Genomic DNA, 14535 nt, shown 5'->3' with positions numbered 1-14535 from the left:
CGGCCGGCTCACCAAACCGTCCATTGTACATGGCGCCGACGGCGCTTTCAGCGCAAATTTTTGCCGGGGGAATGACCGGCCGGCCCCGCTGGCGAACAGCAAACGCGCCGCTTCGCCCGCAGGGCAGAATCCTACAGCTGGCGATCGATAACGATTGTCTGCGGCTCACCCCAGCTGGCCTTCGGCAGCGACTCGATACTGCCCTGCCAGTCACCCGGAGCGGGGCGCGCATCGCCATGCACCGCCAGCCGCGCCACCAGCTCCACGGCGTCGGCGCCGGCGATGGAGCGGCTCGGCATCATCGCGCGTGACTTGTCGAGCACCACGTCCGCCGGCAGCTGCTGCGCGCGCAGGCGCACAATGGCCAGCGGCATGGGGCTGTCGGCACCGCGGGCGTAAACGAACACCGGGGTATCCGGCTTGGCCTCGATACCCTCGCCGAGACTGACATGGAGGCGAATGGACGGGCCATTGGCCGCCGCCGGCGCCGCGCTGCTCGCTACCGTCTCCGCCGCGGGCTGACCACTGTCCGCCAGCGCCTTTTCCGCGCGCTGCACACCGGCGGCCAGCGCCTGGGCGGCGGCGGAGTCGGGGCTCAGCTGCACCAGCGCACGCTTCCAGTGATCCCGCGCGGCGCGGTAGTCCTTGCGATCGAAGGCGGCGATGCCCGCCAGCCCGAGGGCAGTGCCGTTATTCGGCTGTATTTCCAGCACTTCGTCGGTCAGCTGCCGCACTTCGTTGGTGATTCTGGAACCGGCGGCGAAAAACAGCGCCTGGGCCAGCTCCGCCTTGACTCCGGCGGCCTCCGGCGAGCGCTGCACCACATAGCGGTAGGATTCCACCGCGCCGCTCAGGTCGCCAGCAACCAATAAGCGCTGGGCGAGTACGTAGCGGCTGGTGAGATCGTCTGGATGGCTCTCGACCCGCGCCTTCAGCTGGCGGGTCAGGCGCGCCTCGTCGGCAGCGGTGGTCTTGCCCTGGTGACTGGCCTGCACTTCGCGGTACAGGCGCAGATCATCGATATGGTCGGAGCTGAAATAGATCCCCAGCGCTGCCAGCGGCAACAGTGCCGCCAGCGCGAACAACAGGCCACGACCGCCGCGGGCAGGGCCGCCGCTTTGCAGCGACGCCTCGGCCGCCAGCAGATTGCGCCCCATTTCCGCTTCCAGCTCGGTGAACTGGCGCTGGTCCAGCGCACCGCTGTCCCGCGCCGACTGCAGCTCTGCGCGCTGCTCCCGGTAAAGGGTCGCGAGCGCCGCACGCTTGCTCTCCGCTGCGCTGCGCTGCGCTCCAGCACCACGCAGCGCGGGCCACAGCAAAACGCACGCGAGTGGCAACACAAACAGGGCCAGGCCCAGCCACAGCTCAGTCATGGTCTTTGCTCCCGCTCTTGCCCGTCATGTCGCCATCCTCGCCCAGCAGTGCCTGCAGGCGCCGGCGCTCCTCTGCCGTCAGTTCGGTTCCGGCGTCGTCCTGGCGCACTCCGCGCCCGCTGCGCGAACGCATCACGATAGTGACCAACGCCAGCAGCCCGATGGCCGCAAACACGCCCGGGGCCAACCACAGCGCCAGGGTGTTCCGCTGCAACGGGGGACGATAGAGCACAAAATCGCCGTAACGCGCCACCATGTAGTCTTTGATTTCGGCATCGCTGGAACCCTGCTCCAGCAGCCGGCGGATCTCGCGGCGCAAATCTCCCGCCACCGGCGAATCGGAACCGGCCAGATTCTCGTTCTGGCATTTGGGGCAGCGCATCTCCTCGATCAGCACGTGGTAACGTGCCTCCAGATCGGGGCTGGACAGCTGCTCCACTTCCACCGCCGCCTCGGCCTCGATAAACGGCACCAGCCAGAAGCACAACATACACAGAAGCGCCGCCACCAGCGCCGGCCACCGCGACCTCTTGTCAGGGTTTTTCACGATTGTTCGTCCGCCGGAAATTTGCGCGATTATAACAGTGCCAACCACTCGGCTAACACCTTGTTTTGCGCCCCCACAGGCCCGTCATCTGCGGATAACCCATTGAAAGACAAAAAAATTTTCGCACAGGGCGTTGACGGGGCAAAAAATATCATTAAGATACGCAGCTCCTGACGCGGGGTGGTTAGCTCAGTTGGTAGAGCGGCGCCCTTACAAGGCGTAGGTCACAGGTTCGACCCCTGTACCACCCACCACTTCCCTTTCATCTGCCTGGCAGAATCTCAAAGGGAGATCAGGAATGCGGACCGGTAGTTCAGTTGGTTAGAATGCCGGCCTGTCACGCCGGAGGTCGCGGGTTCGAGTCCCGTCCGGTCCGCCATATACAAAAAAGGCCCACACGAAAGTGTGGGCCTTTTTTGTATATGGTTGATCGGCGTGCAAGAACCCCCGTTCGACAAAATTGCCGGGAGCAATTTTGGACGCCGAAGGCGCCCGCAGGGCGAGGGCCATGGACAAATCCGCCGGGAGTGGATTTGGGCAGCTTCAGCTGGCCGAAGGCCGAGCCGCAGGGATGCGGCGAGTCACCGCGCTCATCAGTCCCGTACGGGACAGGTAAAAAGCAAAGCTCGCGCCAGCGGGCTTTTTCACTTAAACGAACTCTCCGAAACCGTTAAGCAAGCTCTGCCAACCTAACTCGGCAACAGCTCAAGAAAAGGCAAAACCTCACCCCTCCCCAAAAACCTGCCCAATCAGCACACTACCCCGCGCCACCGGATCCTTGCGAATCAGCGCCTCTTCCCTGCCAATCCGTCCGAACAGCGCAGACATGCTGCTATCGACCACATACCCTTCCAGATCCATGCTCGGCTTGTTCGCAATCGGCAACTTGTTGTAAGCCGCCAGCATGCTCTTGTACTGATCGTAGAACCCGGTTTTGCGCAGGTTCGCCTCAACGATCGGCTGGTAGCGGGCGTGCAGCGCACTTTCGGTCTGGCCGCGGAAGTAATCGGTCGCGGCGGTATCACTGCCGCGGACAATCCCCAGCGCATCGTTGACACTCATCCCGGTGATCGCCTGCTTGAATACCGGCGCCGATTCGGCCGCCGCCTGCTCTGCACCGCGATTCATCGCCAGCTCCAGCTGGTCCACATAGCTGCCGAGCCCATACTGGCGCAGAGTCCTGGCCAGCGGCTGCACCGACGCGGGCAGCTGCAGATGGAAGGCCCCGGACTGCGACAGCGCCGCGCTGGCGCGGTCGGTGCTGGTGTAGAGCACATCCTTGATACCCCGCGCCAGGCGCGAGTCCGTATCGTAACCGGCGTTCTTCGCGATCTGGTTGCCCACATCCACCCAGGGGCTCACCGCTTCCATATTCTGACAGCCGCCCAACACCAGCGCCCCGGCCAGTAACCAGTACTTGTTCATCGATGCTCTCCCGATTGATACAGGCCCCCATACTACCGCAGCTATGCCCAAACGGCAGTGACCCGCTTCCCGCTTGGCGGCCGCCACAGGAAGAGAATGACAATTGCAGAAAAATAATCCCATTCAGGCGTTGACGGGAAAAAATTATCCATTAAGATACGCAGCCCTCGACGGGTGGTTAGCTCAGTTGGTAGAGCGGCGCCCTTACAAGGCGTAGGTCACAGGTTCGACCCCTGTACCACCCACCACTTCCCTCCCTGCCCGGCAGGATAAATTGGGAAAGTGCGAGAACTGCGGACCGGTAGTTCAGTTGGTTAGAATGCCGGCCTGTCACGCCGGAGGTCGCGGGTTCGAGTCCCGTCCGGTCCGCCACATACAAAAAAGCCCTGCTCGCAAGAGCGGGGCTTTTTTGTATGTGGTTGATCGGCGTACGACAAAACTGTTTAGGCTAGTTTTGAATGCCGGCGTGCAGCAACAACGCCGTAGAGTGAGAACTTAGACGGCCCGGATCAGCCCCGCCTTTCGCAAGGGTTAGCGATCACTCCCCACCCTCTCCCCTAATCCGCGACAGCCACTCCGAGCATTAACTTACGCGCTTGGAATCCACTCACTTTTCCAACCAGACCTTCTTCTCTTGATCAAATTTGTGAAACCCGGAATCGATGAAACCTTTATGCGGAGAACAGAAAGTCCGATACTGCTCACAATCCTCCCTCATTCGATTTATGTATCGCCATCGCCCCTCGTTCGAGCGAATACCCGACCTGAAATCCAGGGCCCCCATGCCCACATACTCCAAAACATCCGCTACACGCTGATCATCACCACCATAAACCGCCGAGAGTAAATAGACATAATCTTCGAGATCCCATGAGCCACCATTCTTACGGGAATATTTCAAGTGGTAATCAACTAGTTTTTTCAACTTACCCCTGCGGCCCACAAAGCCATTGAGATCGGCAAAAGTACGGGCTGAAAGGTGGTGTTGCCCTGTGGTGAGACGAAAATTCAAAAGCTGAAAGTATCGATTTTCATCGAAGCCCCCCAAGGCACTCAGAACCTTAATTATGTAGCCATCCTCATGAACCTCGTGATCCATATCACACAGGTTTAAATATCGGTAAAATGCATCGAATACAGAAATATTATCCCGCTCAAAAAACTTGTCACATGAATACAAATAATCCAACACACTAAAGACAGCATGCGCACCGACAAAATGCCGCTCATCATTATAAAAACTTTCGCGCCCTCCCCCAGACAACAAACGATCGAGCCGCTCCACATATGCCACAACTAGCTCGGGAGCACGCTCGCTAGACTCAGCTAGATGCTGCCACAATAGCTTTTCTGAAATCTTAAGTCCGTCCGGCAAAACCAAAAATATGGGATAAATCGCATCTTGCTCAAGAGAAGCTTTACCCCAAAATTTATGGACATTCTCAATTAAATATTCAACAACCCCTTCAATTACTGACCTACTAAAACTTTCCGCCATTATTTCCATGGCACACCAGCGAAAACCATGCCTATCTTTCCCCAGAGAGAGGATTTTATGAGTGATCATAAAGGCGTCATCCATGAATATCACATTTTGACAACTTGCTCTACTTATCAGACTAGGGAGTATTAGTCCAGGACATACAGAATTTCAGTAATAAGATGACACTCCCAAAGCTTTTCAAGTTACCGTTAAACCCCAGCGTTCTACCGCCTAAGAGTCATTATTACGAGACTAGCCCCGGCCCCCAAAACAATCAAAACCCCAGGCAACCCCGCCAGATTTGCCAACATCTTAATCCCATCACTCCCCAGATAAGTCGCACTGCACCACCCCACCACACCAATCAACCCGGCCCACAGAAACTTCACACCAAACGGCGAACTCAAATGCGTGGCATCCACCGACCGCATACAGAGACCGCCAATCGCATCGGTATTGGAGTCCGTGGCTGTAATGAAGGAAATAAAGCAGGCAAAAATAAAAAACAGGCTTAAAAGGTAAGCACCGGGAAAGTAGCCGAACAGCTGATACGCCATCGCTGACAGTCCCTGTTCGCGGTAAACCGCAAACATACCGCCACCAGTCTGCGCATCAAAATACAGCGCGGACAAGCCGAACGCGCAAAACCACAGGATACTGAACAACGACGGCAGCAGCAGGTTCACCCGGATAAACTGCCGCACGGTATAACCCCGGGCGATCTTGCCCAGAAACAGGCACGACAACGGCGCCCAGGCAAACCAGCTGGCGTAGAAGGCCGTGGTCCACCAGCCGGACCAGCGACTGCCGGCGGGCTCATCCAGCAATAACTGGCGGGGAAAGAAGTCCACGACATAATCCAGCAGCGCTTCGCCACCTACCCGACCAATAAACCCGCTCGGCCCCACCACCAGCAGATACAGCATCAGCAACACAAAAAGCACCGTATTGATCCGTGCCAGCACCTGAATACCCTGCCGCAGACCACTGGAGGCCGATAGCAGCGCGACCCCGACAATAAAAGCGGCGGTCGCCGCATAGACACCCGGCGATGCCGGAATGGCAAACAGTGCCCGCAACCCATCGCCGATCAGCAATAGCCCGGCACTGAGCACCGCCGACATGCCAACCACCACCGCAAACAGCACCAGCGCATCAATCGCTTCCGCCACCGGCCGACGCAGGTGTCGCCCCAGTAGCGGGCGAAATAGCGTTCCGACCGAAAAGCCGTGACCACAGTTGTAGAACCCCAACGCAAATGTCAGCGCGGCCACCGTGTAGATGGCATAGGGGGCAAGCGTCCAGTGTACAAATACCGTTGCCATCGCAAAGCGCATGGCACCATCACTACCCGCGGCGACGCCGGCAAAGTCCGGTGGCTGGCGAAAATGTACTACCGGCTCCGCCACCGCCCAGAACAGAATGCCCATGGCAATGACAGTGGTCAGGGAGACCGCAAACCAGCGAAATGGCGAATAGATCGGCTCGGCATCGGCTCCGCCGATCCGCACGCGCCCCAGCGGCGAGAAATAGACCAGCAGGCACAACCCCAGTAAGGCGACCGCGGCATACAGGAACAGCCACGAGAAATTGTCGATAATGGCGGCATTGATCGCGGTAGTGATCGCCACAAACTGCTGCTGATCTGCCGCGGTCACCGCCAACACCAACAGGATACCCACCAGCGCAGGCCAGAAGGTGATATGTTTCAGCTGCCCCCAGAAGGAGAGATGTGTTTCAGACCGATCCTCGATGGTACTCTCCCGGAAAACTCTTTGAGCATACTAAACGGCGCAATGAGACAGCCTGCCGCCGATCACCTTGACCTTAAGTGAAAGACAATATCAGCCCCGCAGTGCCGAGAAACCAACCGATAGCAAGATATCCACGGCCATTGCCACCACGAACACCAGTAGACCGTAGCCGCAGGCATTCTTCCAGCCGAACTGGTACTGCAAACGCAGCATCAGCGTGGGCACCAGGAAATAGAGAGACACAAATGGCAACAAAAACGCTTGAGGCAGGCCAATAAAGCCCCAGCCGAGGGTGATCAGGAACAGCAGTAGTGCCGGAACCAGCACAAAGGTGATTGACGTGAAACCGTCGAGACCGCGGTCTTTGCCGCGTTCGAGGAAATTGAACAGGCCGTAGATTATTCCTCCGGCGATGAGCGCTTGTACCATTGAACCCTCTTCTAATTATTGTTTACGCTCGAATCCGATCGAAAATCAAACAGCATTTTAGAATTTAATTGTCGACCTATATCACGCGGTTTCGGATAATAAGTGCAATTGGTAAGAGAGAGGCCAGCTGGTAGAGTCGGCGCTTCTCCCCGCCAAGAGAAAAGCACTGATGAGCTACAACCAGCTGACCGAGAACGAACGATACCAGATTTATAGTCTGAAGAAAGCCGGGCACTCGCAAATAGAGATTGCCGAACTTCTGGAAAGGCATCCCTCTACGATCTGTCGAGAGCTGCGTCGCAACAAAGGGCTACGAGGGTACCGGCCCGGGCAAGCTCAAAAGCTGTCGAATGTTAGACGGTATGGGGCCCACAAGGCTCGGAAGGTGACGGACGAGGTACGTGATCAGATTGAAACGCTGCTCCGGCAGGAGTTAAGCCCGCAGCAGGTAGCAGATTATCTGAAACGGTGTACGGGTATTTCCTTACATCATGAGACAATTTATCAGCTGATCTATGCCGACAAGGCTCATGGCGGCGATTTGTATACGCATCTGCGAGTAGCGTCAAAGCCCTACCGCAAGCGTTACGGCAGCAACGATCAACGCGGCAAGATCAAGAACAGAGTGAGTATTGATGAACGCCCTGAGGTTGTTGACCTGGGTAACCGAATTGGCGACTGGGAAGGCGATACAGTCATCGGCAAAGGCCGCAAAGGTGCGCTATTGACCCTGGTAGAGCGCAAATCGCTGTATACGGTCATTGTGTTGCTGACGGGCAAGAGAGCCGACTTGCTCGCCGCTGCAGCGGTTGCGCATATGGTACACCTTAAGGAGAAAGTCAAAACAATCACGTTCGACAATGGCCTTGAGTTTGCCGGTCATGAAGAGATCGCGAAAGGACTGGAGGCGGATATTTACTTTGCCCATCCCTATGCATCATGGGAGCGTGGAATCAATGAAAATACCAATGGTCTTATTCGGCAATATTTCCCGAAGGGAACGGACTTCAGTACGGTATCGGATGAGCAGGTTCAGTTTGTCATGGACCGCCTGAACAGCAGACCAAGAGCGACCAGGGGTGGACGATCGCCAAATGAGCTATTTATGGGGCGGCGGGACGATTTGCTCGCTGCATGAAGAAATTGCAGTTATTACTTGAAACCGCGTCAAATAAATCGGAACAAGAAAAGTATTATCAAGATCAGCAAACGATCTTCTGGAGCAGCAGGTGAAATACATCAATCTATAAAGCCAAGCGCTGACACAGAATTTCGAATAAACTCTCCTCCGGTACAGAGTGCGGTGCATGAGCAGTTACACAATTTAATTTACAACCCTCTAGCCTACTGTGATGCCAGGTATGGCCTATCTCTGCACCCAACCTATTACCTACGGCCCATTGAGTATCACTATGATGATCTTTCACCTCTGCCCGAAACTACAGAGGGGATTACTCTCCGCCCGTCAAATAAAGATCTATCCTGCTGAAACTCCTGGGCCAAACGGGCAGCCTCACTTTGATCCCCAGAAACCCTTAAAACCTCTTCTTTCGTTAGTAGTACACACACATCTATTTCAACCGGCCCGCCGGCGAAGAATGTCAAGTACCAATCTTCGCCATCTTGAACCAACAAATATGAATATGTCTCGCTAACAACCACTTTGATTTAACTTAAACGCTATGTTCTGACATTTCTTCAATAGGGATGCAAGCTCAGGATCACTTTCCTCAAATTCATGCACTGCGTAGTGCCCAACAATAACCTTATCAAGCATCCCATTATCATCTCCACCTTCCAACACCAACAATAAGTAACTTAGCTGACGAAGGACACTTTTGTATATCCCGAAATCGGGAATATCTCTCAGCCGGCTCTCCGTCAAAGTTATCGCATCGTTCACAATTTTAATATTATCCAACTTTAATCCCCAAGCTTCGCAAACGAACTTTTATTAGAAGTAAACATTTGGGTGGCACCACCTTTTGCAGGATATACTTCACCTTTAACAGACCAAAAATCATCAACGGCTTTTGCTGTACTTTTTAGCGCTGGAGTATCTTCAGTAACAACATATAAACTTTTTATTTTTGGCTCCACCCTTTTCATTGCTCGATTTGTACCCATCGGGCTAATCCCAAGCTCTGAAGGCTGGACATTCGGATCAATTGAATAATAGTTTCCTTGAGGAGCTCCTGGAGACTGGTATTGATATACAATAGTACCTTCCTCGATCTTGGTCACCTCCACCGGTTTACTGAAATCAATGCCTGTCAAGTGGGATGGTATATCATCTTCAGGAAAGCCTTGAGCCTTATAAAAATTGAATGCTGTCTGCTGTCGTTGCTTGGCAACTGAAGTTACTGCATCAGACTGCCGAGACCCAGCCTCCTTTTCTGCTGTTAGCCCATATGGGTCAACCCATTCAACCGGATTTTCCACATAAAAGTAATTATTTATTCCCCCCGCAAGCCCTACAGGGTCTTGCGAAATAAACCCCCCAATTACCGGATCATAATACCGGAAAAAATTGTAATGCAGCCCGGTCTCCCCATCAAAATACTGCCCCTGAAAGCGGATCGGCTGCTCAATCTCCTCGCAGTGCGCAAGCGCCACATTGCCATAGGTCCTGTAGCTGACACTCCAGACCAGATCCCCCGCACCGTTCGTCAACGCATCCGGCGTCCCCAGATGATCCAGGTGGTAGTAATAAACCTCGCCACCCTCACTCAGCGCCAGCGGCTTGAAAGTGCCGGGCTCGAAGTAGTAGGTGCGCGCTTTCAGGTCCTGGCCGGTGTCGGCGTCGCGGGTGTGTTCCCGCAGCAGGACGTCGCCATCCCAGAGGAAGTCCACTCGCCTGTCGTCGTCCAGCTTGGCGATGCGGCGTCCCAGCGGGTCATAGTGGTAAGCGGTTTCACGCTGCAGCTGGGCTTCACCGCCCTCTTCCACTCTTAACTGTTCGACGCGCACCAGCTGCTGGCGGCTGTTGTAGTGGTAGTGGGTCTGGAGTTTCTGGTTTTTACCGCGCAGGGTGGCGATGCGGTTGCCGTGGATATCGTAGCGGTAGTGGGTATCGCCGCGGAACGCCAGGCGGTTACCGGCTATCTTTGTCGCGTCGGCCTGCTGCTGAGCCTCTTCCGCACTGCCGGCGGCGGCGAGGATATTGTGGGCCGGGTCGTGCACAAAATGCTCGGGATCGGGGCCGTCCACTTTGGTCAGCCGGTCGAGGGCGTCGTAGTGGTATTTGCGCGTGCCACGCAGGCTGTCGTCGATCTGTGCCAGCTGGCCGACGCGGGTGTAGTGGTAACCGCGCTCGTGCAATGGCTTTTGAACGGGATCGGCGACCGGGCCGGCGGATTTGCCCAGGCGCATCTTGTGCAGGCGGCCCTGGGGGTCGTAGTCGCGTTCGCCGACCAGGCCGTTGCCGTGCTGGCGGCGGATCTCGCGGCCGAGATCATCGCGGCCGATCATCGCCAGCAACTGGTCACTCGGCGCATCGACCGGGCGGCGGTGCAGGCTTTCGAACTGCCCGGCGGGGTTGTAGGCGAAGCTCAGCACTTCGCCATCCGGCAGCGTGCTGGCGGTGCGATTGCCGGCAGCGTCATAGCGGTGCTGGATTTTCGCCTGCCCCTGCCAGTCGGCGGTAACGCGACCGCAGGCGTCGTATTCCCAGCGCAGTTTGCGCTGCGCGTTCTCCGCTTCCACCAGCTGGCCGCTGCGGTTGTAGCGAAACTGGGTGGCGCCGTCCGGGGTGACTTCTTCCAGCAGCCGTCCGAACCCGTCGCGCTCGAAAGCAGTGTCGATGCCCTTGCCGCTGTCCGGATCGGTAACTGCACGGCTGCTGATCAGGTGACCGGCGTGATTGTAGGCGTAGCGGGTAATACGGCCGTCGAAGCCGATCTCCTCGATCAGGCGTTCTGCGCGGTCGTATTTGAGCGTGTAGCGCTCGCCCTTCTCATTGGTGAGGCCAACCAGGTTGCGCTCGCCATCGTAGTGGTATTGCAGGCGGCTGCCGTCGGGATTGGTGCGCGCTTTTACCTGGCTCAGGCCATCGTATTCGTAGCGCGTGCTGCGCCCTTCGGCGTCGACGATCTCCGCCACCAGCCCTTGCGGGTTGTAGCGATACTGGGTGCGGCCGCCGTCGGGCGCGGTGACGGCACTGATGCGATCCTCGGCGTCGTATTCGTAGCAGGTGCTCTGTCCCGGTCCGTGCTGCACTTCGATCAATCGTCGGGCGTTGTCGTAGCGATAGTGCTGGGCGCGCCCCATGGCGTCGTGCACGGCGCTGAGACGACCCTCGGGGCTCCACAGGTAGCGGGTGCTGTTGCCGAGCGGGTCGGTCACCGCGCCGACAAGTCCGATGGGGTTGTAGCTGTACTGGGTGCTGTTGCCGAGCGGATCGACGGTAGCGGTGACCTGGCCACTGGCGTTGTAACGGCGCTGCCAGCTGCGCCCTGAAGGATCGGTGATCTTTTCCGGCAGACCGGCGCTGTTGTACTCAATACGGTGTTCACCACCGGCCACGTCGGTTTTCTTTACCAGGCGGCCAAAGCGGTCGTATGCGTAGACCTCGCGGCGCGCCATGCCATTCTCGCTGGGCAACTGCACTTCGGTGACCTGGCCGAGAGCGTTGTAGGTGTACAACGTCTCGCCACCTTCCGGGTCGCGGTGGTAAATCGGCAGCGCGCGCTCGTTGAAGCGATAGCGCTCCTGCCCACCGCGCGTGTCGGTGACGGTGACGCCGTTGCGGTCGTCATCCCATTCGAACTGGTAGCTGTAGGTGGGCTGGCCGTCGATGGGATCACCCCACTGGCGCACGCAGCGGGCAGCGGGGCCCTCGGCATCCCATTCGAAATGGAAGCTGTAGCCGCTTTTCAGTGTGCGCTGGGCAATCACATGCTGGTGGTAGCGGTAGTGCTCGCTGCACCCCTCGGCATCGGTGGCACACACCAGATCGCCGGCATCGTCGTATTCGTAACTGGCCAGCTCGGAGATGTGGCCGTCGCGGGTCTCTTTTTTCAGCGTGCCGATACGGCCATCGGCAGGCGCGATATGCAGGGCTTCACCGAGACTGCTCTCGACGCAGATCAGCTGCCCCTGCACATAGTGGAAGCGGTAGCTGTTGTCGTAACCGTCGCGGATCTCCGCCAGGGACAGATCGCTGTCAGCGGGATCGGCGCGTTTGAAGTGTTTCTGCACACCGCTGGGCGCGCCGTAGGGCGCAATGATCCAGTGATCATCCGCGACGCGGGTCAGGCTCAGCTGTTCCACCACATTGTGGCTGGTACCGCTGCCGCCCGGAGCCGGTAAGCTGATAACGCGCCCCTCGGCATCGTGGAATCGCAGGGGCTTGCCGACGCCCTGCCACTCCAGTCGCTCGCCGAGGGTATGGGTCCAGCCGTGGCCCAGGCCGAAATCTTTCGGATTACTACTGCGATAGGTACGCGCTACCGTCAGCGGCAGCGGGCCGTCGAGGACCGCGTCGACCAGAGTGAGCCGCTCTTCGCCGGTTTTCAGGTTGATCGGCTCACCGCCCTCGCAGGCGGTGGCATTGCACTGGCTGGCGTCGCCATTCTGGTTGGTGCCGGTCTCGCCGCCAGACCTGTCCGGCTCACTGGACTTGGCCGCCTTAGTGTCCGCGCCGGGCTTTTCATCGCCAGACTTCCCATCGCCGGCCTTGCCGCCAGCACCCGCGGATTTTGCCGCTGGCTTCGACGCGAGTGGTTCCGCCGCTTTCGGCGCGGCAACCTCCTCGGACTTCAGTTTGTCAAAGCTGGTGCCGTCGATCCTGGCCCCCCTTTTCTTCGCCAGCGCGCGGCGCGACTTCTGGTATTTGGCGAAATCCACCATCAATTCACCGATACCGCGGAAGCGGGTCAGCAGGCGGCCGTTTTTGGCCAGCACTGCAGCGGCACCGGCACCGCCGGTGATGGCGGCCAGCACGATGGTGAGCACGATTTCAAACACACCCCCGCCAGCAAATTCGGTAATTTCCAGGCTGTGCTGCGCCTTGACATAGTCTTTGGCGAAACGGGCGATATCGCTGCGCAGTGCGGCATCGTCGCAGATCAGGTGTGCGACTTCGAACGCCAGTTCCAGCTGTTCTACCGTGATCTTGCTGGGATCGAAGCCCAGCACGTCGACCACTTCCTTCTTGACCTTGCCCAGATAGACCAGCGTCGACTGCTGCGGACTCCGGTCGTGCAGCGCAGCGCCCAGCAGCACTTCGGTGCTCTGGCGCACCGGGTTGATCAGCGCGGCGACTTCGGCGATATCCTTGACCCACACCGCAAGGCCCCAGGCCGCATTACCAATGCCGCTAGCACCGCGTTCGGCATAAGCGCCGACCTTTTCCAGCACGTTGCGCTTTTGTTGCGCGGCTTCGATACGCGCCGCTTCCGCACGCTCCTCGGCAATGATTTTCTGCAGCCCCATGCGGATGCGGCTGCGCAACAGCGACTGGCGATCGTCCAGCTCGCCCTCATGGAAAGGCGCGGCCTCGATCGACAGGCGGTGTCGGGCCACGGCGATAAAGATCTCCCGGTGCCGCTCGGAAAAGTGCCCCGGCGCGCCGGTGAGAGGATCCAGAGTGGTGAAGTGAATACCATCGAGGGGGCTGCCGAGATCGACGCTGCGTTTGTCGATGGCAAAGAACTGGTCGTAGATGCGGTCGAGCGCCGATTCATCGAACGAGGAAAGCAACTGCGATGCAGTGATGTTCTCGAATGCTTCCGGTGTACTGATCCAGCCGCGGGTTACCCGATAGCGGACGCCCCGCCGGTTCTCGACGTAGATTTGCATGAATTATCCTTTTCAATGCGCAAGCGCGAATTCCCTGAGGGACAAATTCTAAATTAACTGGCGTGTGCGGCAAAGCCGCGCGCTGTGACAGATCGCAGAAATCTGCCTGAAGGCAGGGCCGGAACAATTACACGCAATTACAGCGCAGCCGATTGCGCTGGCTAGCAAAATTAATTCGGCTGGATTGATGGGGAGCGGTAACCTGGGCAGCCATATTTACGGGCTGGATGCCTGACTCCCAGCCCGGGCCCGGGCGTCGCTATTCCGCGTTGATAGACACCGACAGCGTTATCTCCGCCGTCAGGGAATTGGTAATCAGGCAGCTGGCCTCGGCCTTTTCCATCAGCTTGTGCGCCTTGTCCGCATCTTCGTTGTCGGGCAGGTCGAGACGGGCATCGACGGCAAAGGCGGTGAAGCGGGTGGCCCCTTCCACCCGGTCCAGGGTTCCCTCCACGCTGCAATCGAGCTTTGTCCACGACAGGCCGGAATACTCGGCAATAGCGCGAAAGGTAAGTACGAAACAGTCCGCCACCGCAGCGACCAGCAGGTCCTCGGGCGACCAGTGGTCACCGGGGCCACCGAACTGAACCGGTGCCTGCGACAGGAATGTCTCCAGGCCATCGGCGGCTACACGAACCTCTCCTTCAGGGCTGGCGCCGGCCGAAGCGCGGTAGTGGTGCGGGAAACTCTGCATGGACACACTCCGTTGACAGAACTCACTTC

10 protein-coding genes and 4 tRNA genes are annotated in these 14535 nt (G+C 57.9%); 5 read left to right on the top strand and 9 right to left on the bottom strand.

What is annotated here, in order from left to right; all coding sequences use genetic code 11:
* Positions 1–131: 131 nt before the first annotated feature.
* Entirely contained in the window at positions 132–1373 is a 1242-nt protein-coding gene (gene ccmI / locus ABDK11_RS07280; RefSeq protein ID WP_346839627.1) for a c-type cytochrome biogenesis protein CcmI, read from the bottom strand.
* Positions 1366–1863, bottom strand: coding sequence for a cytochrome c-type biogenesis protein (locus ABDK11_RS07275; protein WP_346839626.1), 498 nt, complete (start codon positions 1861–1863; stop codon positions 1366–1368). Before ABDK11_RS07275 ends, ccmI begins: the two co-directional genes overlap by 8 nt.
* 235 nt (positions 1864–2098) lie before the next feature.
* Between ABDK11_RS07275 and ABDK11_RS07270 the strand changes: the two genes are divergently transcribed.
* Together ABDK11_RS07270 and ABDK11_RS07265 are read left to right on the top strand one after the other, a co-directional pair.
* Positions 2099–2174, top strand: a tRNA-Val gene (locus tag ABDK11_RS07270).
* Between the two features lie 48 nt (positions 2175–2222).
* A tRNA-Asp gene (locus ABDK11_RS07265) sits at positions 2223–2299 on the top strand.
* A gap of 344 nt (positions 2300–2643) precedes the next feature.
* Here the strand turns inward: ABDK11_RS07265 and ABDK11_RS07260 are convergent.
* A complete protein-coding gene (locus tag ABDK11_RS07260) occupies positions 2644–3345 on the bottom strand; it encodes a DUF4197 domain-containing protein (RefSeq protein ID WP_346839625.1) in 702 nt (233 codons plus the stop codon).
* Positions 3346–3517: 172 nt separating this feature from the next.
* Here ABDK11_RS07260 and ABDK11_RS07255 point away from each other — a divergent pair.
* Positions 3518–3593, top strand: a tRNA-Val gene (locus tag ABDK11_RS07255).
* Positions 3594–3640: 47 nt separating this feature from the next.
* Positions 3641–3717: transfer RNA gene (locus ABDK11_RS07250), tRNA-Asp, on the top strand.
* Positions 3718–3952: 235 nt separating this feature from the next.
* Here ABDK11_RS07250 and ABDK11_RS07245 read toward each other — a convergent pair.
* From ABDK11_RS07245 to ABDK11_RS07235, 3 genes are all read right to left on the bottom strand, one after another.
* Positions 3953–4927 (bottom strand): hypothetical protein, encoded by a 975-nt coding sequence (locus ABDK11_RS07245; RefSeq protein ID WP_346839624.1) that lies wholly within the window; start codon positions 4925–4927, stop codon positions 3953–3955.
* A gap of 125 nt (positions 4928–5052) precedes the next feature.
* Positions 5053–6513 (bottom strand): BCCT family transporter, encoded by a 1461-nt coding sequence (locus tag ABDK11_RS07240; protein ID WP_346840184.1) that lies wholly within the window; start codon positions 6511–6513, stop codon positions 5053–5055.
* A 159-nt stretch (positions 6514–6672) separates the two neighbouring features.
* Complete coding sequence (locus ABDK11_RS07235; RefSeq protein WP_346839623.1) at positions 6673–7011, bottom strand: hypothetical protein; 339 nt, start codon at positions 7009–7011, stop codon at positions 6673–6675.
* Positions 7012–7180: 169 nt separating this feature from the next.
* Between ABDK11_RS07235 and ABDK11_RS07230 the strand changes: the two genes are divergently transcribed.
* Positions 7181–8149 carry an IS30 family transposase gene (locus tag ABDK11_RS07230; RefSeq protein ID WP_346836609.1) on the top strand — a complete coding sequence of 323 codons (969 nt, stop codon included), beginning with the start codon at positions 7181–7183 and terminating at the stop codon, positions 8147–8149.
* A gap of 513 nt (positions 8150–8662) precedes the next feature.
* Here ABDK11_RS07230 and ABDK11_RS07225 read toward each other — a convergent pair.
* The 3 genes from ABDK11_RS07225 to ABDK11_RS07215 form a co-directional block, all read right to left on the bottom strand.
* Positions 8663–8932: an immunity protein Tsi6 family protein gene (locus ABDK11_RS07225; RefSeq protein ID WP_346839622.1), complete on the bottom strand. Its 270-nt coding sequence runs from the start codon at positions 8930–8932 to the stop codon at positions 8663–8665.
* A 2-nt stretch (positions 8933–8934) separates the two neighbouring features.
* The gene (locus ABDK11_RS07220; RefSeq protein WP_346839621.1) at positions 8935–13812 is read right to left on the bottom strand and encodes a polymorphic toxin type 46 domain-containing protein; all 4878 of its coding nucleotides are present in this window, start codon (positions 13810–13812) and stop codon (positions 8935–8937) included.
* Positions 13813–14071: 259 nt separating this feature from the next.
* On the bottom strand, positions 14072–14506 hold the full coding sequence (locus tag ABDK11_RS07215) for an OsmC family protein (protein ID WP_346839620.1): 435 nt from the start codon (positions 14504–14506) through the stop codon (positions 14072–14074).
* Positions 14507–14535: the final 29 nt, after the last annotated feature.

This window comes from Microbulbifer sp. SAOS-129_SWC, assembly GCF_039696035.1.
Classification (GTDB): Bacteria; Pseudomonadota; Gammaproteobacteria; order Pseudomonadales; family Cellvibrionaceae; genus Microbulbifer.
This window is presented reverse-complemented; position numbering and strand designations above follow the sequence as displayed.